Annotated in this window: 15 protein-coding genes; 7 read left to right on the top strand and 8 right to left on the bottom strand. The window is 63.7% G+C overall.

Translation table 11 applies throughout. The features are described 5' to 3' along the window. The first annotated feature begins 11 nt into the window (after positions 1-11). The 5 genes from IVB41_RS14145 to IVB41_RS14165 are packed head-to-tail and all read left to right on the top strand — an operon-like array spanning position 12 to position 5,477. Positions 12-749 (top strand): CpaD family pilus assembly protein, encoded by a 738-nt coding sequence (locus IVB41_RS14145; RefSeq protein ID WP_247431971.1) that lies wholly within the window; start codon positions 12-14, stop codon positions 747-749. Continuing rightward, a complete protein-coding gene (locus IVB41_RS14150) occupies positions 746-2,014 on the top strand; it encodes an AAA family ATPase (protein ID WP_027570198.1) in 1,269 nt (422 codons plus the stop codon). Before IVB41_RS14145 ends, IVB41_RS14150 begins: the two co-directional genes overlap by 4 nt. Before the next feature lie 21 nt (positions 2,015-2,035). Beyond that, positions 2,036-3,499 carry a CpaF family protein gene (locus tag IVB41_RS14155; protein ID WP_027570197.1) on the top strand — a complete coding sequence of 488 codons (1,464 nt, stop codon included), beginning with the start codon at positions 2,036-2,038 and terminating at the stop codon, positions 3,497-3,499. 16 nt (positions 3,500-3,515) lie between these two features. Next, positions 3,516-4,493, top strand: coding sequence for a type II secretion system F family protein (locus IVB41_RS14160; protein ID WP_027570196.1), 978 nt, complete (start codon positions 3,516-3,518; stop codon positions 4,491-4,493). A gap of 9 nt (positions 4,494-4,502) precedes the next feature. Further along, the gene (locus IVB41_RS14165) at positions 4,503-5,477 is read left to right on the top strand and encodes a type II secretion system F family protein (protein WP_027570195.1); all 975 of its coding nucleotides are present in this window, start codon (positions 4,503-4,505) and stop codon (positions 5,475-5,477) included. Positions 5,478-5,537: 60 nt separating this feature from the next. Here the strand turns inward: IVB41_RS14165 and IVB41_RS14170 are convergent, their stop codons facing one another. The 3 genes from IVB41_RS14170 to IVB41_RS35790 form a co-directional block, all read right to left on the bottom strand. Then, complete coding sequence (locus tag IVB41_RS14170; RefSeq protein ID WP_247284104.1) at positions 5,538-6,287, bottom strand: tetratricopeptide repeat protein; 750 nt, start codon at positions 6,285-6,287, stop codon at positions 5,538-5,540. 214 nt (positions 6,288-6,501) lie between these two features. Continuing rightward, positions 6,502-8,004: a metallophosphoesterase gene (locus IVB41_RS14175; RefSeq protein ID WP_247431975.1), complete on the bottom strand. Its 1,503-nt coding sequence runs from the start codon at positions 8,002-8,004 to the stop codon at positions 6,502-6,504. A gap of 284 nt (positions 8,005-8,288) precedes the next feature. After that, positions 8,289-8,492, bottom strand: a complete 204-nt coding sequence (locus IVB41_RS35790) for a hypothetical protein (protein WP_018454690.1) — start codon at positions 8,490-8,492, stop codon at positions 8,289-8,291. Positions 8,493-8,695: 203 nt separating this feature from the next. Here IVB41_RS35790 and IVB41_RS14185 point away from each other — a divergent pair, with 203 nt between their 5' ends. Both IVB41_RS14185 and IVB41_RS14190 read left to right on the top strand, forming a co-directional pair. Continuing rightward, positions 8,696-10,069, top strand: coding sequence for a M17 family metallopeptidase (locus tag IVB41_RS14185; protein WP_247431978.1), 1,374 nt, complete (start codon positions 8,696-8,698; stop codon positions 10,067-10,069). Further along, positions 10,062-10,916: a C40 family peptidase gene (locus IVB41_RS14190; RefSeq protein ID WP_247431981.1), complete on the top strand. Its 855-nt coding sequence runs from the start codon at positions 10,062-10,064 to the stop codon at positions 10,914-10,916. The genes IVB41_RS14185 and IVB41_RS14190 overlap by 8 nt, the downstream gene beginning before the upstream one ends. A 6-nt stretch (positions 10,917-10,922) precedes the next feature. On the opposite strand, the gene IVB41_RS14195 is transcribed toward IVB41_RS14190, so the two are convergent. From IVB41_RS14195 to IVB41_RS14215, 5 genes are read right to left on the bottom strand one after another with little or no spacing between them, the layout of a single operon-like run. Continuing rightward, positions 10,923-12,560: an ABC transporter ATP-binding protein gene (locus IVB41_RS14195; protein ID WP_247431984.1), complete on the bottom strand. Its 1,638-nt coding sequence runs from the start codon at positions 12,558-12,560 to the stop codon at positions 10,923-10,925. Between the two features lie 4 nt (positions 12,561-12,564). Continuing rightward, positions 12,565-13,746: an ABC transporter permease gene (locus IVB41_RS14200; RefSeq protein WP_247431987.1), complete on the bottom strand. Its 1,182-nt coding sequence runs from the start codon at positions 13,744-13,746 to the stop codon at positions 12,565-12,567. Further along, positions 13,746-14,855, bottom strand: coding sequence for a microcin C ABC transporter permease YejB (locus IVB41_RS14205; RefSeq protein ID WP_007605353.1), 1,110 nt, complete (start codon positions 14,853-14,855; stop codon positions 13,746-13,748). The genes IVB41_RS14200 and IVB41_RS14205 overlap by 1 nt, the downstream gene beginning before the upstream one ends. Then, on the bottom strand, positions 14,852-16,732 hold the full coding sequence (locus IVB41_RS14210; RefSeq protein ID WP_247431989.1) for an extracellular solute-binding protein: 1,881 nt from the start codon (positions 16,730-16,732) through the stop codon (positions 14,852-14,854). The genes IVB41_RS14205 and IVB41_RS14210 overlap by 4 nt, the downstream gene beginning before the upstream one ends. Before the next feature lie 14 nt (positions 16,733-16,746). Next, positions 16,747-18,648 (bottom strand): extracellular solute-binding protein, encoded by a 1,902-nt coding sequence (locus tag IVB41_RS14215; RefSeq protein ID WP_247431992.1) that lies wholly within the window; start codon positions 18,646-18,648, stop codon positions 16,747-16,749. Positions 18,649-18,774: the final 126 nt, after the last annotated feature.

Raw genomic sequence — 18,774 nt, forward strand, 5'->3', positions numbered from 1 at the left:
ACGGGGACTTCATGAAGATCACTAGACCACCCCAGAATCGCAGGCGCGCCATCCACCTCGGCGGCGCGCTCGTCGGCATGGCGCTCGCTCTTGGCGGCTGCCAGCATGACGAAGCGGTCACCGCCTCCATTCCCGACAACTACAAGCAGCGCCATCCGATCGCCATCGAGGAGCAGAATCGCTCCATCGTCGTCTTCGTCGGCCATGCCCGCGGCGGCTTGACCGCCGCCCAGCGCGCCGACGTGATGGGCGTCGCGTCGGCCTGGATGCACGAAGGCACCGGCGCGATCCAGATCGACGTGCCGTCCGGCACGCCCAACGCGCGTCCGGTCGCGGACACCATGCGTGAAATCCAGGCGATCCTGTCAGCGGCAGGCGTTCCGCCGCGCGGCGTCAGCGCCCGTTCTTACCAGCCGGAAGACAAGCGCTTCCTGCCGCCGATCCGGCTCACCTATTCCAAGATCGCCGCGGTCGCGGGTCCTTGCGGCCTGTGGCCGGAAGACATCGGCCCTTCGATGAAGAACAAGAGCTGGTTCGAGAACAAGGAATATTACAATTACGGCTGCGCTTATCAGCGCAACCTCGCGGCGATGGTCGACAATCCGTCAGATCTCGAGCAGCCGCGGCCCGAAACGCCGTCCTACACGCCGCGGCGCACCGCCGCGTTCGAGAAGTATCGCAAGGGAATGCCGACGGCGGTCGCCTATCCTGAGGCCGACAAGGCCAAACTCAGCGACACCGGCAAATGATCAGCTACGCTCGCCAGCCCCAAGAAGAGCAGTCCGAGGCATCGCTCCCGCCGGCCGAGGAGCATATTGCGCCTGCCCCCCGCGTTTCCGTCCAGGCTTTCTGCGAGACCGTGGAAACGGCGGCCGCTGTGCAGTCGGCCGGCGAAGATCGCCGTCTCGGCAAGGCCCATCTCAAGATCCAGATGGGCGGTATGGCGGCTGCGGTCGAAGCCTACCGCTCGGCACCCACGCCGAACGTGATCGTGCTCGAAAGCGACGGCCGCAACGACCTCCTGGGCGGGCTCGATCATCTCGCAACCGTCTGCGACGCCGGCACCCGCGTGGTCGTGATCGGCCGCATCAACGACGTCATGCTCTACCGCGAGCTGGTGCGCCGCGGCGTCAGCGACTACGTGCTCGCGCCGGTCGGCGCGATCGACGTCGTCCGCTCGATCTGCAACCTGTTCTCGGCGCCGGAAGCCAAGGCCGTCGGCCGTATCATCGCCGTGGTCGGCGCCAAGGGCGGCGTCGGCGCGTCAACCATCTCCCACAACGTCGCCTGGGCGATCGCCCGCGATCTCGCGATGGACGCGGTCGTCGCCGACCTCGACCTCGCCTTCGGAACTGCCGGGCTCGACTATAACCAGGATCCGCCGCAGGGTATTGCCGACGCCGTGTTCTCGCCCGATCGCGTCGATACCGCCTTCATCGATCGCCTGCTGTCGAAATGCACCGACCACCTCAGCCTGCTGGCGGCGCCGGCGACGCTCGACCGGGTCTATGATTTCGGCGCCGACGCCTTCGATGCCGTGTTCGACACGCTGCGCTCCACCATGCCCTGCATCGTGCTCGACGTTCCGCACCAATGGTCGGGCTGGACAAAACGCGCCCTGATCGGAGCGGACGACATCCTGATCGTGGCGGCACCCGACCTCGCCAATTTGCGCAACACCAAGAACCTGTTCGATCTCCTGAAGGCCGCGCGCCCGAACGACCGTCCGCCGCTCTATTGCCTGAACCAGGTCGGCGTGCCGAAACGGCCCGAAATCGCCGCAGCGGAGTTCGCCAAGGCGATCGAGAGCCAGCCAGTCGTCTCGATCCCGTTCGAGCCGCAGATCTTCGGCTCGGCGGCCAATAACGGCCAGATGATCGCGGAGATCTCGGCCAATCACAAATCAATCGAGATGTTCCTTCAGATCGCCCAGCGCCTGACCGGCCGCAGCGAAACGAAAAAGCAAAAGTCGTCCCTGCTTTCACCCCTGATTGAGAAGTTGCGGGGAAAATAGGTCGCCGCATGGAGTTTTTAAGTGTTCGGTAAGCGTAGCGGAACAGACACCGACCCTCGGGCCTCGAAGCCCGGTGCCGTGTCGTCAGAGCCTGCCCAGGCTTCGGCGCCCGCTGTGTCGCGCGTGCCGCCGCCGCCGGCCGTCACCTCTCCGCCGCTTGCCCCGGCGAAGCCTGCGCCGACCATGGAAGCCCGCCGCTCGGACAATTATTACGAGGTCAAGGCGACCATCTTCGGCGCGCTGATCGAGGCCATCGACCTCGCCCAGCTCGCCAAGCTCGATTCGGAGTCCGCGCGCGAGGAAATCCGGGACATCGTCAACGAGATCATCGCGATCAAGAACATCGTGATGTCGATCGCCGAGCAGGAAGAGCTGCTCGACGACATCTGCAATGACGTCCTCGGCTACGGTCCGCTGGAGCCGCTGTTGTCGCGCGACGACATCGCCGACATCATGGTCAACGGCGCCGACACCGTCTACATCGAGGTCGCCGGCAAGATCCAACGCACCGGTATCCGCTTCCGCGACAACCAGCAGCTCCTCAACATCTGCCAGCGTATCGTCAGCCAGGTCGGCCGGCGCGTCGATGAATCCTCGCCGATCTGCGACGCGCGCCTGGCCGATGGCTCCCGCGTCAACGCCATCGTGCCCCCGCTGTCGATCGACGGCCCCACGCTCACCATCCGCAAGTTCAAGAAGGACAAGCTAACGCTCGATCAGCTCGTCAAGTTCGGCGCAATCTCGCCGGAGGGCGCGGAAATCCTCCAGATCATCGGCCGCGTCCGCTGCAACGTGCTGATCTCCGGCGGTACCGGCTCGGGCAAAACCACCTTGCTCAACTGCCTGACCAACTACATCGAGCACGACGAGCGTGTCATCACCTGCGAAGACGCCGCCGAACTCCAGCTCCAGCAGCCGCACGTGGTCCGACTGGAAACCCGCCCGCCCAACATCGAGGGCGAGGGCCAAGTCACCATGCGCGAGCTGGTGCGCAACTGCTTGCGTATGCGTCCCGAGCGGATCATCGTCGGCGAAGTCCGCGGACCTGAAGCGTTCGACCTGCTCCAGGCCATGAACACCGGCCATGACGGCTCGATGGGCACGCTGCACGCCAACAATCCCCGCGAGGCGCTATCGCGCTGCGAATCGATGATCACGATGGGTGGCTTCTCCCTGCCTTCACGCACCATCCGCGAGATGATCTGCGCCTCGATCGACGTCATCGTCCAGGCCGCGCGCCTGCGCGACGGTTCGCGCCGCATCACCCACATCACCGAGGTGATGGGCATGGAAGGCGACACCATCATCACCCAGGACGTCTTCCTCTACGACATGGTCGGCGAGGACGCCAACGGCAAGATCATCGGCCGGCATCGGTCGACCGGAATCGGCCGTCCGAAGTTCTGGGAACGCGCCCGCTATTACGGCGAAGAGAAGCGCCTTGCCGCGGCGCTCGACGCCGCAGAAGTGGCGCCCACGACGTGAGCGGGTCAGCGCAGCCATGAACATGCAAGTCCTTGCCCTCGCCTTCCTTGCCACCGCCGCCGTCGGCGGCCTCGCCTGGGTCTTCCTTTATCCTATGCTCTCCGGAGAACGGAAGGCCGAGAGCCGCCGCGCCTCGATCTCGCGGGCAGAGGCGCCCACGGCCCGCGCGGCCGAGAAGACGCAGCGCTCGCGCCGCGAGCAGGTCGAAACCTCGCTCAAGGATCTCGAGGCGCGGCGCCAGCAGGAGAAGAGCGTACCGCTCAGTGTTCGCCTGTCGCAGGCGGGCCTCGACTGGGCGCCGCAGAAATTCTGGATCGTGTCCGCCGTCGTGGCGGGCGTGCTGTTCGCACTCGCCTTGTTCATCGGCGGCGGCCTGCTCGGTGCCGCCGGACTCGCTTTCGCCGGCGGCTTCGGTCTGCCACGCTGGGCGCTGGGCTTCCTGAAGAGGCGCCGCGAAGCCAAATTCCTGAAGGCGCTGCCCGACGCGGTCGACGTGATCGTCCGCGGCATCAAGGCGGGCCTGCCGCTGTTCGAATCGATCAAGGTCGTCGCCGCCGACGCGCCGGAGCCGCTGCGCTCGGAGTTTCTGTCCATCATCGAAACGCAGGCGATCGGCATGCCGCTCGGCGAGGCCTGCACGCGACTCTACGATCGGATGCCGCTGCCCGAGGCCAATTTCTTCGGCATCGTCATCTCGATCCAGCAGAAATCGGGCGGCAACCTCTCCGAAGCACTCGGCAACCTCTCCAAGGTGCTGCGCGACCGCAAGAAGATGAAAGAGAAGATCCAGGCGATGTCGATGGAAGCCAAGGCCTCGGCCGGCATCATCGGCTCGCTGCCGCCGATCGTGATGTTCCTCGTCTACCTCACAACGCCGGGATACATCTCGATGCTTTGGACTCATCCCACCGGCCAGCTCATGCTGGTCGGCTGCGTCGTCTGGATGTCGATTGGCATCATGGTGATGAAGAAGATGATCAATTTCGACTTCTGATGGTGCCTTATGGTAGAGTTCCTCGTTGCGAAACTTCACGATGTCCACTTCATGACGATGCTGCTGGCCGCCGTTGCCGCCAGCGCCACAGTCTATACGCTGGTGATGCCGCTGTTCGCTGGCGAAGGCCTTTCCAAGCGCATGAAGGCGGTAGCGAACGAACGTGAGCGCATCCGGCAGCGCGAGCGCGAGCGCCTCCACAAGAGCGAAAAAGTCTCGCTTCGCCAGACGCCGAAGCAGCTCGTCTCGAAGGTCGTCGACGACTTCAACCTTACCAAATGGCTCGCGCAGGAAGCTGCACGGGACAAGCTCATCATGGCGGGCTATCGGGGCCAGGCGCCCTACATCACCTTCCTGTTTGCCCGCCTGGTTGCTCCGATCGTGCTGTTCGTCGGTTCGGTCGTCTACGTGTTCCTGATCGCGCATATGCAGCAGTCGATGCCGATCAAGATCGGCATCTGCGTCGGAGCGGCCTATCTCGGACTTCAAGCGCCGATGCTGTTCCTCAGGAACGCGATCTCCAAGCGCCAACTCTCGATCAAGCGCGCCTTTCCCGACGCGCTCGACCTGCTCCTGATCTGCATCGAATCCGGCATGTCGATCGAGATGGCGTTCCGGAAGGTCGCGGTCGAAATCGTGGGCCAATCGATCGCGCTGTCGGAGGAGTTCACCCTGACCACGGCCGAGCTGTCCTATTTGCAGGATCGCAAGGTCGCCTACGAGAACCTCGCGCGGCGCACCGGGCTCGAGGGCGTCAAGTCGGTATGTCTCGCGCTCCAGCAGGCGGAGCGTTACGGCACCCCGCTCGGCCAATCCTTGCGGGTGATGGCGCAGGAAAACCGCGACATGCGCATGAACGAGGCCGAGAAAAAGGCCGCAGCATTGCCGCCGAAGCTGACGGTACCAATGATCCTGTTCTTCCTGCCGGTGCTGTTCGTCGTCATCCTCGGACCGACGGGAATCAAGGTCACCGAGATGCAATGACGTTAGATGCGGACCGCGCAAGGTCCGCGGCTGCCTTCAGGATTGGACGATCACGTCTGATCAGTCGGGCTGGCCGAGCGAGGCGACCGGAGTTCGCTTCGGCGCACCCCGCTTGACGTCGCTGCGGGTCAGCATTTCCTTGAGATAGGCGACATTGGCGGCAGCCTGGTCCGGCGGCAGGTCCGCCTTCACGATGGTCTCGGCCTCGGCGAAGCGGCCCTGGAGACCGACGACCAGACCGAGATTTTGCCGCACCCGCGCGTTTGCGCGCGGCGAGGCATAGGCTTGCCGCAGCGCGTCTTCGGCCTTGGGCAGATCTCTCGACAACATGTAGGACAGGCCGAGATTGGAGAGCACGCCGGGATCGCCAGGCGCAATCTTGAGCGCGCTCGCGTAATAGGAACGCGCTTCCTCGTGACGGCCCATCTGATCGAGCGCGGTCCCCTGCACCGAGAGCAGCCGCCAATCCGGGTTGTCGGGCGAATGCGCCTTCGTCAGCACGTCGAAGGCTTGCTGGAAATTGCCGTTGTCGGAGAGCGCGCGGCCGTATTGGGCCATCAGCGCCTTGTTGCCGGGATTGGCGATGGTCGCCTGCTCGAGCACGGCGGCGGCCTGGGCGTGCTGGCCGTTGGCGCGCAAGGCCTGGCCGTAGGCGAGCGCCGCATCGGCGTCCTTGGGATTGGCACGATAGCGCTCGCCATAGACTTCGGCAGCGCGCGCGGGATCGGTGGGAGCGGCTTCCGCCCGCGGCCCGACCGAGCCCGTGACGTCGGAGAGTTTCGACATCGCCGTGCAGCCGCCGAGGCCCATGGCCACCGCCGCAACCAGCGAGGTGGACGCAAGAAGCCGGGCAAGACTGAGACGTCCAAGACTGAGCCGTCCAAGACTGAGCCGTCCAAGACTGAACCGTTCAAGACCGAACCGTTGACGCATGACGCTTTGACTCTCGAGCCGATTGATCGAGCCGAACACGCCAGCAATAGACTGTTAACCCTAACGGCCGGTTAATTCCCTGCCGCGTCCCTCACCGCGGCGCCTGCGGCGGCATCTCGCCGCCGAGGCCCTGATCGAGGCCCAGCGCCTTCACCTGCTCGTTCAGGTCTCGCAGCAATTGCAGTCGTTGCCGCGTTTCGATCTCGACATCGATGCCCGGGCGCGCCACCCTCGGCAATTCGCGCCGAAGATCGTCACGATTGACCAGACGCCTCGCGCGGAACTCGTCGAGCTGAACGTCGTCGACGCCGAGCACGTTTGCGGATTGCTCGATCAACCCACGCAGCAGCGATGTCACCACGGCTACGGCGTCGAGGTCATGCTTGCGTGCGGATCTCGAGAACTTGCTGTCGAGATCGGCCCAGGCGTGAGAGGTCACGAGATAGACGTGGAGCAAATCGGCCCAATCCACCTCGCCGTCGGCATAGAAGGCGCGGCGTAGCAGGAGCCGGCGGGCGAATGCCGCGACCTGATCCCGTTTCAGCGTCGTGCATGCGTCGATCTCGATGCCCGACTGGACGGCCGGATCTCGGGAAAACTCGCGCCCGGCCGGCAGCCTGACGACGCCGTGCGGCAGGTTGGAATCGAGCGGCCTGAAGACACCATCCTTGCGCGGACGTGAGTAGCGGGCGATCGCGAAGCGATACTCGGTGCGGCCGCCATGGGACATCGGGCCGAAATGGATGACGTTGAAGCCGGCATCGTCACCGGCCTGCCCGGTCGATGATGGACAGGACAGGACGTAGATCGTGCGCCAGAATGCTTCATCGCTCTCACTCGACGTAGCGCGCGGATCGGGAATCGAATAGCGCGTCAAGCCTTCGACATGCCGGTGTCCGTGCAGAACCAGATCGACGTTGAGCGATGTCGCCGCTTCGAGGAAGGTCGCGGGCGCGGCGAGATACATCAGCGGCTCGTCGGGCACGCCGAGAAACCGCTTTCCTTCTCCGGTCGCCTGCGGCAGTGGATGATGGTGCAGCGCCAGCACGCGCACCAGGTTTTCAACCGGCTCGGCATAATCGGCGCGGCCGCCCGACCCGAGGCTGCCCGCGAGTTCGACGCTCAGCCGCGAGGAATCCGAAACCAGGGCGTGATAGGCGCCCTGGTCGACGTTGCCGCTCGCGAGCGTCGTGAGGCTCGCGCGGTTCGAATCCAGCAGCACCAGATCGAGACCGGCCTGACGGTAGTAGACGCTCTTCGAGGTCCGCGGCAAATGCAGGTAATCATAGACGTCGTGGCGGCCTGCACGCTGGCTCGGGCGCTTGACGTCGTGATTGCCGGCAATTGCCTGAATGTCGGTGAACAGCCCGGTCTGCCGGAAGGACGCAATGACGGCGAGCGCTTCGTCGAGCGCAGGCGGCGTCGGGTCGTCGACGATATCGCCGGTGATCAACAGGATGCGATCGGGAACATCCGCGAAGTCCGCCATCCTCTCGCGAATTGCGGCATTGAGCGTCTCGATCGTCGCAAGCAGCCGACCAGACCCGTCCAGATGCAGGTCGGAAATCTGTACGATGACGAACGATCTATCCATTTTGCGTCGCTTATTTGCGAATGCCGCGCCGCGCAAACGATAAGAGAAATGCCTTCGACGATCAGGTTCCGTTCGGTATCAGCCCGATCCATGACGAGCCGGGGTAAGAAGCGACTGCATGCCTCGTTGTTGCGCTCGCCACGTGCAGAACCGCACGACACAATCTAAAATATTGGCCAATAATGCCACAACCGCAGCGCTAGTAAAGCCCTGCGGCCGCTCGCTGAACGGCGGTCCTCGGCATGAGATACGGGGCCCGCCCGATGATGGTTTCGTTCACCAGATCAATATTCGATGGCGAGCCGCTTGCGGATTTCGTCAATGCGCTTGTCCAGTGCATCGAACCGCGCGTGAACGGAGCGGTCGTGGAGATAGAAGACGTAACCACCGGCGAGGAACGCGAATATCCAATGATGATGCTCGACATAGCCAAAAATCGCCTCGACCGCCTGGCCGATGAATGTGACCACGCTCCACACAAATTCCATTGCATTTCCTCCCGGCCGGCTTTGTCGTCGGCCGCCGGAGATCTCCGCACCTGACGGCCCGTTGCCGGAACCTAGCATGGCCCCCTTGCTGCGAGTAGCGGATCGCTCAACGATGGCAGCAAAGCTGATTGCAGCGGCGGCGAAACTCTGCGAAATCTCGTCCGTTCGTATGACCCGCTCGATCTGACGATCTGGACCCGCCAATGCCTTCTGTCTTCGAGACGTCGCCTACCGCCATTCCGATCACCTTCGTCACCAAGTCGAGCTGGGATCAGGTCGCTGAGCGGCTACCGGCGGCGCAACGCCAGTTCGCCACTGCGAGCGCCTTTACCGCAAAGCCGGGCGGCTATCTCGCGCTGCCCGCGCCCGATGGCGCGATCGCGCAAGTGCTGTTCGGGATCGAGGACGAAGGTGCAAGATCGCGCGACCTGTTCCGACCGGGCGCCCTGCCCGGCCTGCTGCCGCCGGGCGTCTATCGCTTCGCCAATGCACCGCACGATGCACGGCTCGCCGCACTCGCCTTCGCACTCGGCAGCTACCGCTTTGCCCGGTACCGCAAGGCGGATCGCCCCGAGGTCCGTCTCATGCCCCCCGACGGCGTCGACACGACCGAGATCAACCGCATGGCTGACGCCGCAATGCTGGCGCGCGACCTCATCAACACGCCGGCCAACGACATGGGGCCGGAGGAGCTTGCCGCAGCCGCGCAGGATCTCGCCGCCGAATTCGGTGCAAGCTTTGCCTGCACCATCGGTGATGAGCTGAAGACGAATTTTCCGCTAATCCACGCCGTCGGCATGGCCTCAGACCGCGCGCCGCGGCTGATCGACATCGGCTGGGGCGACCCGGCGCATCCCAAGGTGACGCTGGTCGGCAAGGGCGTTTGCTTCGACACCGGCGGGCTCGACCTGAAGCCTTCGAGCGGCATGCTGATCATGAAGAAGGACATGGGGGGCGCCGCCAACGTGCTGGCGCTGGCGCGCATGGTGATGGATGCGAAGCTGAAGGTGCGGCTGCGCGTACTGATTCCGGCCGTGGAGAACGCGGTGGCAGGCAATTCCTTCCGCCCGCTCGACATCTTCACCTCGCGCAAGGGCATCACGGTCGAGATCGGCAATACGGACGCGGAGGGACGGCTGGTGCTTGCCGACGCGCTGGCGCTGGCGGACGAGGAAAAGCCGGACCTGCTGATCGATCTCGGCACGCTGACGGGAGCGGCACGCGTCGCGCTGGGGCCGGATTTGCCGCCGTTTTACACCAACGATGAGATGCTTGCCGCCGACGTCGCACGATGCGCGGTGAAGGAGAACGATCCGCTGTGGCGCATGCCGCTGTGGCCGCCTTACGATGCGTGGCTGGACTCCAAGACCGCCACCATCACCAACGCACCATCAGGCGGCTTTGCCGGCTCGATCATCTGCGCGCTGTTCCTGCAACGCTTCGTCGAGCATGCCAGGAGCTGGCTGCATGTCGACATCTACGGCTGGACGCCGTCGGCGAAGCCTGCACGCCCCGAGGGCGGCGAATGCCAGGCCGCGCGCGCGATCTACACATTGCTGAGCGAGCGCTATGCGTGATCCGGGGCGAGATCCAAGGCTGACACCCGCGCGCGGCGACCTCGCCGCAAAATACCTCGAAGGCAAGGTGCAGGCGGATCGTTTCGTCACGGGCGAGGAATTCGAGACAGTCGAGGCGATCGCGCCCGTGCGCGAACAGCCGTCGTCGAACGCAATGCTGATGACACAAGCGTTGCGCGGCGAGCGCGTCACGGTCTACGACCGCAACGGCGAAGGCTGGGCGTGGGGTCAGCTCTCCAGTGACGGCTATGTCGGCTGGCTGCCGGATGCAGCGCTGATGAAGCCCTCGGCCGCCCCGACCCATATGGTCAGCGCGCTACGAACCTTTGCCTTCCCCGGTCCCTCGATCAAGCTGCCGCCCGCAGACACCCTGGTGATGGGATCAAAGATCGTGGTTGTGCGCGAGGACGGCAGCTTCGCCGTGACGCGCGACGGACACTATCTGCCCAAGGTCCATCTCGTCCCGCTCGGTCATCGCGAGCCGGATTTCGTCGCCGTCGCCGAGCGTTTCGTCGGCACGCCCTATCTCTGGGGTGGCAAGAGCAGCCTTGGCGTCGATTGCTCCGGACTCGTCCAGATCTCGCTGACGTCAGCGGGCATCGGCTGCCCGCGCGACAGCGACATGCAGCAGGCCGGCCTCGGTCGCGCGCTGGAGCCGCATGAGCAGAGCAAGTTACAACGCGGCGATCTCATCTTCTGGAAGGGGCATGTCGCGATCGTCCGCGATGGCGGCACCATGGTTCACGCCAATGCGCATCACATGGCAACGGTGATCGAGCCGATCGAGCCGGCCATTGCACGGATCAAGCAAGCCGGCAGCGAGGTCACCGCGATCAAGCGGCTCTGACGGACGCTACGTCGCCGCCGAACCGTTCTCGGCCGTCTCCAGCCGGAACGCCGCCGCAAACAGCGCGCGCGTGTAATCCGTCTTCGGATTCTTGAAGAGCTCGGCGGCCTGGCCTTCCTCGACCACCTTGCCGCCACGCATCACGATCAGATGGCTCGCGAGCGAGGCGACGACGCGCAGATCGTGCGAGATGAACATGTAGGTGAGATCGCGCCGGCGCTGCAATTCACGTAGCAGATCGACCATCTGCGCCTGAATCAGCATGTCGAGCGCACTGGTCGGCTCGTCCAGCACGACGAAATCCGGCTCCAGCACCACCGCCCGCGCGATGCTGATGCGCTGGCGCTGGCCGCCGGAGAATTCGTGCGGATAACGGTTGCGGGTATCCGGCTTCAATCCGACGTCCTCGAGCGCCTTGACGACGCGCTCCTCACGCTCGCCGCGCGAGAGCTGCGGCTGATGCACGGTGAGGCCTTCCGCGACGATGTCGGCGACCGACATGCGCGGGCTGAGCGAGCCGAACGGATCCTGGAACACGATCTGCATGTCGCGCCGGAACGGCCGCATCTCCTTGAAGCGGAGACCCTGGATATCTTTTCCCAGGAACACGATACGTCCGTTCGAGGAGATCAGCCGCAGCAATGCGAGCCCCAGCGTAGTCTTGCCCGAGCCGGACTCGCCGACGACGCCGAGCGTCTCGCCTTTGCGCACGGCGATGCTGACGCCGTCCACCGCCTTGATGTGGCCGACCGTCTTGCGCATCAACCCGCGCTTGATCGGAAACCAGACTTTCAGATCGTCGGCCGACATCACCACCGGCGCATCCGGCTGCGGCGGCGCGGGATCCGGCTTCGGCTCCGCGGCGAGCAGGTCGCGCGTATAGGGATGCTTCGGGCTCTTGAAGACCTGCTCGACCGGCCCCTGCTCCACGATCTCGCCGCCCTTCATGACGCAGACCTGGTCGGCGATGCGTCGCACGATGCCGAGATCGTGGGTGATGAAGAGAAGACTCATGCCGAGCCGGCCGCGGATCTCTGCGAGGAGCGTCAGGATCTGGGCCTGCACGGTGACGTCGAGCGCCGTGGTCGGCTCGTCCGCGATCAGCAGGTCCGGCTCGTTGGCGAGCGCCATCGCGATCATCACGCGCTGGCGCTGGCCGCCGGAGAGCTGGTGCGGATAGCTCTTCAGCCGCGTTTCTGGTTCGGGAATGCCAACCTGCGTCAGCAATTCCAGCGTCCGCCTGCGCGCCTCGGCATTGCTGGTCGGATTGTGCAGCTGGATGATCTCGCCGATCTGCGCCTCGATCGTGTGGAGCGGGTTGAGCGAGGTCATCGGCTCCTGGAAGATGATCGAGATGTCGCTGCCGCGGATCTCCCGCATCTCCTGCTCCGACCGGTCGATCAGTTCCTGGCCCTTGAAGTGGATGCTGCCCGAGGGATGCGAGGCGTTCGGATAGGGCAACAGCTTGAGGATCGAGAGCGCGCTGACCGACTTGCCGGAGCCGGACTCGCCGACCAGCGCCAGGCACTCGCCGCGCCTGATCTGGAACGAGACCTTGTCGACCGCGAGCGTCGTGACGCCGCCCTGGTGGAAGGCCACCGAGAGGTCGCGCACGCTGAGCAAAGGCTGGTTGATCGCGTCCATTGGCTTACCTGAACGTCTTGCGCGGATCGAACGCATCGCGCACGGCCTCGCCGATGAAGATCAAGAGCGACAGCATGATCGCGACCGAGAAGAAGCCGGAGAAACCGAGCCAGGGCGCCTGCACGTTGGACTTGCCCTGCGACAGCAGCTCGCCAAGCGACGGCGAGCCGGGCGGCAGTCCGAACCCCAGGAAGTCGAGCGCCGTCAGCGTCATCACCGAACTCGACACGATGAACGGCAGGAATGTCATGGTCGCGACCATCGCGTTCGGCAACAGATGCCTGAACATGATGACCTTGTTCGACACGCCGAGCGCCCGCGCCGCCTGGATGTACTCGAAATTGCGTCCGCGCAGGAATTCCGCGCGCACAAGCCCGACCAGCGATACCCAGGAAAACAACAGCAGGATGCCGAGCAGCACGAAGAAACCGGGCACCAGCACCGATGACAGGATCAGCAGCAGATAGAGCGAAGGAATCGCGGTCCATATCTCGATGAAACGCTGGAACAACAGGTCGATCCAGCCGCCGAAATAGCCCTGCACCGCGCCGGCCGCGATGCCAACGACGGAGGAGACGATGGTCAGGCAGAGGCCGAACAGCACCGAAATGCGGAAGCCGTAGATCAGCCGCGCCACCACGTCGCGGCCCTGATCGTCGGTGCCAAGCCAGTTGTATTCGAGATCGCGGCAGCTCTCGAGGCCCTTCTTCTCGACGACGGGCTTGCACTGCGCTTCCGTCAACATCCAGGTCGGCCGCGACGGCGCCGGCGTCGGCAGATCGAGATTGTGGGTGTCGTAGGAATAGCGGATCAGCGGCCAGACGATGCTGCCGCCCTTCTCCCTGATCAGCTTCTGCAAATAGGGATCGCGATAGTCGGCCGCCGTTTCGAAGTCGCCGCCGAAAGTGGTTTCCGAATAGGTGACGACGGAGGGCCAATAGAGGTGGCCATCATATTTGATCAGGAACGGCCGATCATTGGCGATCAGCTCGGCGAATAGCGACACCACAAACAGGATCAGGAAGATCCAGAAGGACCAATAGCCGCGCCGGTTCGCCTTGAAATTCTGCCACCGGCGCCTGTTGAGCGGCGATGGCACGAACGGTTTGCGCGTGATCGGCACGGCACTGCCGAGCGGCGACTTCGCAGTGGTTTCGATCGGCGTGGTGGGGGCGGCCAGTGTCATCAGACCTCCCGCGCCTCGAAATCGATCCGCGGATCAATCCACATATAGGTCAGGTCAGAGATCAGGTTGATCACGAGGCCGACGAGCGAGAAGATGAAGAGCGTGCCGAACACCACGGGGTAGTCGCGGTTGAGAACGCTTTCGAAACTGAGTAGTCCCAGTCCGTCCAGCGAGAAGATGGTCTCGATCAGAAGCGAGCCCGAGAAGAAGGCGTGAATAAAGGTGCTGGGAAAGCCGGCGATGACGATCAGCATCGCGTTGCGGAAGACGTGACCGTAAAGCACCCGGTTCTCGCTGCAGCCCTTCGCGCGCGCGGTCATCACATACTGCTTGCGGATCTCGTCGAGGAACGAGTTCTTGGTCAGGAATGTCATGGTGGTGAACGCACCGAGCCCCATGGCGATCAGCGGCAGCGTCAAATGCCAGAAGTAATCGATGATTTTCCAGTACCACGGAAACTGCGACCAGCCGTCCGACGTCAGTCCACGCAGCGGGAACCAGTTGAAGAACGACCCGCCGGCAAACAGGATGATCAGGAGGATCGCGAACAGGAAGCCAGGAATGGCATAGCCGAGCACGAGCACGCTCGACGTCCAGGTGTCGAAGCGCGTCCCATCCCTGACCGCCTTGCGGATGCCGAGCGGAATCGAGATCAGGTAAGTCAGCAACGTCAGCCAGATGCCGAGCGAGATCGAGACCGGCAACTTCTCCTTGACGAGCTGCAGGACGCTGACGTCGCGAAAATAGCTCTTGCCGAAATCGAAGCGGGCGAAATTCCAGACCATCAGCGCGAAGCGCTCAGGGGCCGGCTTGTCGAAGCCGAACTGCACTTCCAGCTTTTTGATGAAGTCGGGATCGAGGCCTTGCGCGCCGCGATATTTCGAATTGATGGCGTCGCCGCCGGCCCCCAGCTGCCCCGGGGCGCGCTGCGCAAAGTCGCTGCCGCCCGAAATGCGCGAGGTCCCGCCGGTGTCGGCGCCCGAGAGCTGCGCGATCACGCGCTCGACCGGCCCGCCCGGCGCGAACTGCACGACGATGAAGGAGACGAAGAGGATCCCGAGCAAGGTCGGGATCATCAGCAGGATGCGGCGGGCGATATAGGCGCTCATGGCTGTTTCGCCTGATCGAGCTTCGCGGCCTTGCCACCCTCGTACCACCAGATGTCGGGAGCGCCGACGCCGTTGGCATAACGCGGCGGCTTCTGCGGATGGCCGAATTGGTCCCAATAAGCAAGCCGGTGCGTCTTGTTATACCATTGCGGCACCCAATAGCGGCCGGCGCGAAACAGGCGATCGAAGGCGCGGCAGGCGATGGTCAAGTCCTCGCGGCTGTCGGCCGCCATGATCTTCTCGATCATGGCATCGATGGCCGGACTGGCGACGCCCGCGAGATTATACGAGCCCTTGGTTGCAGCGACCTGCGAGGAAAAGAATGCGCGCATGGCATCGCCCGGTGTCGCCGACATGCTGAAGCGCTGAATCGTCATGTCGAAGTCGAAATCTTCCTGGCGCGCCTTGTGTTGCACGGCATCGACGAGGCGCACGCTCGCTTCGATGCCGAGCGTCGCGAGATTCTTGATGTAGGGCCCATGGTGCGGCTGGAACGAAGCCTCGTCCAACAGGAATTCGATCCTGAAGATCTCGCCGTTCGGCAGCACCCGCTTGCCGTCCTTGATTGGCAGACCGGCGTCGCTGAGCAGTTGCTGCGCCTTGCGCAACAGGCTGCGATCCTGCCCGGAGCCGTCCGAGACCGGCGGCGTGAACGGCGCGGCGAACACCTCGTCGGGAATCTGGCCGCGAAACGGCTCCAGCAGCTTCAGCTCTTCCGGCAGCGGAGGCCCATTGCTCGCCATGAGGTCCGAGTTCTGAAATGGCGACACCGTGCGGGCATAAGCACCGTACATGATGGTCTTGTTGGTCCACTCGAAGTCGAAGGCGTCGATCAGTGCCTCTCGCACGCGCGGATCCCTGAACTTGTCGCGCCGCGTGTTGATGAACCATCCTTGCGCGCCGGACGGCGTGTCGTCGGGCACGACCTCCATCTTGACGCGACCGTCCTTCACCGCAGGGAAGTCATAGCGGGTCGCCCAGATCCGAGAGGTGAACTCCTCACGGTAGAGATAGTTCTTGCCGGTGAAACCTTCAAAAGCGACATCGCGGTCGCGGTAGAATTCGTAGCGCACGACGTCGAAATTGTAGCTGCCGCGACAGGGGGGCAGATCGGCAGCCCACCAATCCTTGACGCGTTCGTACTCGATGTAGCGGTTGACCTCGAACTTGCCGACCTTGTACGGCCCCGAACCCAACGGGATCTCCAGAGACGTTTCGTCGAACGGACGGGAGGCATAGTAGGCTTTCGAGAAGATCGGCAGACTCGCCACATAGAGCGGCACGTCACGCGCGCGTCCCTTGGCGAAGGTTACAACAAGCGTCGCATCGTCAACAGCTTCTGCGCTGACCATGTCGCGCATCTGCACGATGATCAGCGGATGCCCCTTCGCCTTCAGCGACGTCAGCGAAAACGCCGCGTCGTGAGCGGTGAGCTTGGTGCCATCGTGGAATTTCGCCTCGGGCCGCATGGTGAAGCGATAAACCAGTCTGTCTGTCGATATATTTACAGATTTGGCGGCAAGCCCGTACATCCCGTCCGGCTCGTCATTGGCGCGCAGCATCAGCGGCGCAAAGGTCATGTCCATGCCCTGCGCGCCATCGCCTTTGAGGATGAAGGCATTGAGCGAGTTGAAGGTCTGATATGACTGGTTGTAGGCGCGCACCGACGGGATCAGCGAGAAAGTGCCGCCCTTGGGCGCGTCGACATTGACGTAGTCGAAGTGATGGAAGTCGGCGGGATATTTGAGGTCGCCGAAGGCCGACATGCCGTGGGCCTCGGCAGGCATCTCGGACGCTGCCGCGCCCCGGAGCCAGGAGGCGCCGAACGCGCCACCGGCACCCAAGGCCAGCACATGCCGGCGTGAAAGCTGCGCCATGCGGAGAATGTCCTTCACGACTTCTTTGCGATCCGCGCCGCCTTGTCCGCGTCGTACCACCAGATGAACGGAAAGCCGGACTGACCATATTTGGGCAATTCCGCTGGCCTGCCAAACCGATCCCAGCGCGCGGTGCGGACCTTCGTATAAGTCCACTGCGGCACGACGTAGTGATTCCACAGCAGCACGCGGTCGAGTGCTTTGGTTGCCGCGACGAGATCGTCGCGACCCTTGGCGTAGATTACCCGCTCGATCAGCTTGTCGACCGCCGGATTCTTGATGCCGGTAATATTGCGTGAACCGGCGATGTCGGCCGTCTTTGAGGACCAGAATTCGCGCTGCTCGTTACCCGGCGACTGCGACTCGCCCCAGGAGTTGGTGACGATGTCGAAATCCCACTCGCGCGTCCTGTTCTCGTACTGAGTGGGATCCACCGTCCGCACGCTGACAGCAATGCCGAGCCGCTCCAGCGACGGCTTGTAGAACAGCGTGATCCGCTCGAAGCTTGGATCTGAGTTCAGCAATTCCAGCGAGAACTGGGCGCCGGTCTTGACGTCGATCAGCTTGCGCTCGCGCACCTCGTAGCCGGCTTCCTTGAACAGGCGCAGCGCCTCGCGCAGATTGTCGCGAACGGCTTCCGGACTGCCGCCGACCGGGTTGGTGTAGGCCGTGGTGAAGACTTCGGGCGGGACCTCGGCGCGGACTGTCTCGAGGATCTCGAGCTCCTTGCCCTGCGGCAACCCGGTCGCCATCAGCTCATCAATGCCATCAAAATAACTGCTGATGCGCTTGTACTGGCCGTAGAAGATCTGCTTGTTCATCTCCTCGAAGTCGAAGGCGTAATTGAGCGCGCGTCGCACGCGCGGATCCTTAAACTTGGCGCGGCGCAGGTTCGGCACGAAGGCCTGCATGACGCCCGAGCTGCGATTGGCGAACTCCTCGAGGATCACGCGCTTTTCGGTGACGGCCGGGAAGTCGTAGGCTGTCGCCCAATTCTTTGCGCTGTTCTCGGTGCGCCAATCGACCTGATCGGCCTTGAAAGCCTCGATCGCCACGGTGGCGTCGCGGAAAAACTCGTAGCGCAGCTCGTCGAAATTATTTCGGCCCACATTGGCGGCGAGATCGCGCCCCCAATAATCCTTGACGCGCTCCAGCGCGATCGACCGCCCGGCAACGAATTCCTTGACCCGGTAGGGGCCCGAACCCAGCGGCACTTCGAGCGTGGTGGCGGAGACATCGCGCTTGCGGCCCTGCGCGTCGGTGCCCTCCCACCAATGCTTCGGCAGGACCGTGAGCTGCCCAACGATCTGCGGCAATTCGCGGTTGCCCGGCGCGTCGAACACGAACTTTACCTCACGCTCGCCGACCTTCTCGGCTTTCACCACATGGCTGTAATAGGCCGAGTACTGCGGGTGGTGCTTCTTGAAGGAATCGAGCGAGAAGATCACGTCGTCCGCGGTAACCGGCTTGCCGTCGTGCCATTTGGCTTGCGGCCGCAAGCGGTAAGTCACGAAGGAGAAATCATCCGGATGGCTGACGGCCTCGGCCAGCGCGCCGTATTCGGTCGAGACTTCGTCGAGCGAGGCCGTCGTGAGGGATTCGTAGATGAATGCCACGGCACCGGCGACTTGCCCCTTCACACCGGAGACGACGATATTGAAATTGTCGAATGTGCCGACGGCGATCTGGCGCGCGACGCCGCCTTTTGGCGCTTCCGGATTGACGTAGTCGAAGCGCTTGAAGTCCGCAGGGTATTTGACCTGTCCGAACAGCGACAGCGCGTGCCGCCAAGTCGGCTCGCTGGCGGATTGCGCGTGTGCCACGCCGACGCCGGAAAGGCCCCCTACGGAACCAAGGGCGGAGAGCGTTGCGGCAGCGGTGCCAGTGAGCAGGAGATCGCGTCGGGTAAGGGGCAAATCAACATTCCTGTCTTGAAGGAGGCTACTCCTTTAAGGTCCCAATATAGGCGAGGTTTCGACGGAATATGTTGCTTTTTCCTCATCTTGGAAGCCCGGCTGGCCGATCGCTGCGGCCAAACGCCC

This window comes from Bradyrhizobium sp. 44 (genome assembly GCF_023073095.1).
Taxonomy (GTDB): Bacteria; Pseudomonadota; Alphaproteobacteria; order Rhizobiales; family Xanthobacteraceae; genus Bradyrhizobium.

Bases quoted from the DNA above. Each gene is read 5' to 3' on its own strand.
- IVB41_RS14170 (WP_247284104.1), bottom strand. From the start codon at position 6,287: ATGGGCCTCGGCGGCTGCACGGCGATGTCGAAACTCTCCGACGTCACG.
- IVB41_RS14195 (WP_247431984.1), bottom strand. From the start codon at position 12,560: ATGGACGCGATCAACCAGCCTTTGCTCAGCGTGCGCGACCTCTCGGTG.
- IVB41_RS14200 (WP_247431987.1), bottom strand. From the start codon at position 13,746: ATGACACTGGCCGCCCCCACCACGCCGATCGAAACCACTGCGAAGTCG.
- IVB41_RS14160 (WP_027570196.1), top strand. From the start codon at position 3,516: ATGAACATGCAAGTCCTTGCCCTCGCCTTCCTTGCCACCGCCGCCGTC.
- IVB41_RS14185 (WP_247431978.1), top strand. From the start codon at position 8,696: ATGCCTTCTGTCTTCGAGACGTCGCCTACCGCCATTCCGATCACCTTC.
- IVB41_RS14210 (WP_247431989.1), bottom strand. From the start codon at position 16,732: ATGGCGCAGCTTTCACGCCGGCATGTGCTGGCCTTGGGTGCCGGTGGC.
- IVB41_RS14175 (WP_247431975.1), bottom strand. From the start codon at position 8,004: ATGGATAGATCGTTCGTCATCGTACAGATTTCCGACCTGCATCTGGAC.
- IVB41_RS14165 (WP_027570195.1), top strand. From the start codon at position 4,503: ATGGTAGAGTTCCTCGTTGCGAAACTTCACGATGTCCACTTCATGACG.
- IVB41_RS14145 (WP_247431971.1), top strand. From the start codon at position 12: ATGAAGATCACTAGACCACCCCAGAATCGCAGGCGCGCCATCCACCTC.
- IVB41_RS14150 (WP_027570198.1), top strand. From the start codon at position 746: ATGATCAGCTACGCTCGCCAGCCCCAAGAAGAGCAGTCCGAGGCATCG.
- IVB41_RS35790 (WP_018454690.1), bottom strand. From the start codon at position 8,492: ATGGAATTTGTGTGGAGCGTGGTCACATTCATCGGCCAGGCGGTCGAG.
- IVB41_RS14190 (WP_247431981.1), top strand. From the start codon at position 10,062: ATGCGTGATCCGGGGCGAGATCCAAGGCTGACACCCGCGCGCGGCGAC.
- IVB41_RS14205 (WP_007605353.1), bottom strand. From the start codon at position 14,855: ATGAGCGCCTATATCGCCCGCCGCATCCTGCTGATGATCCCGACCTTG.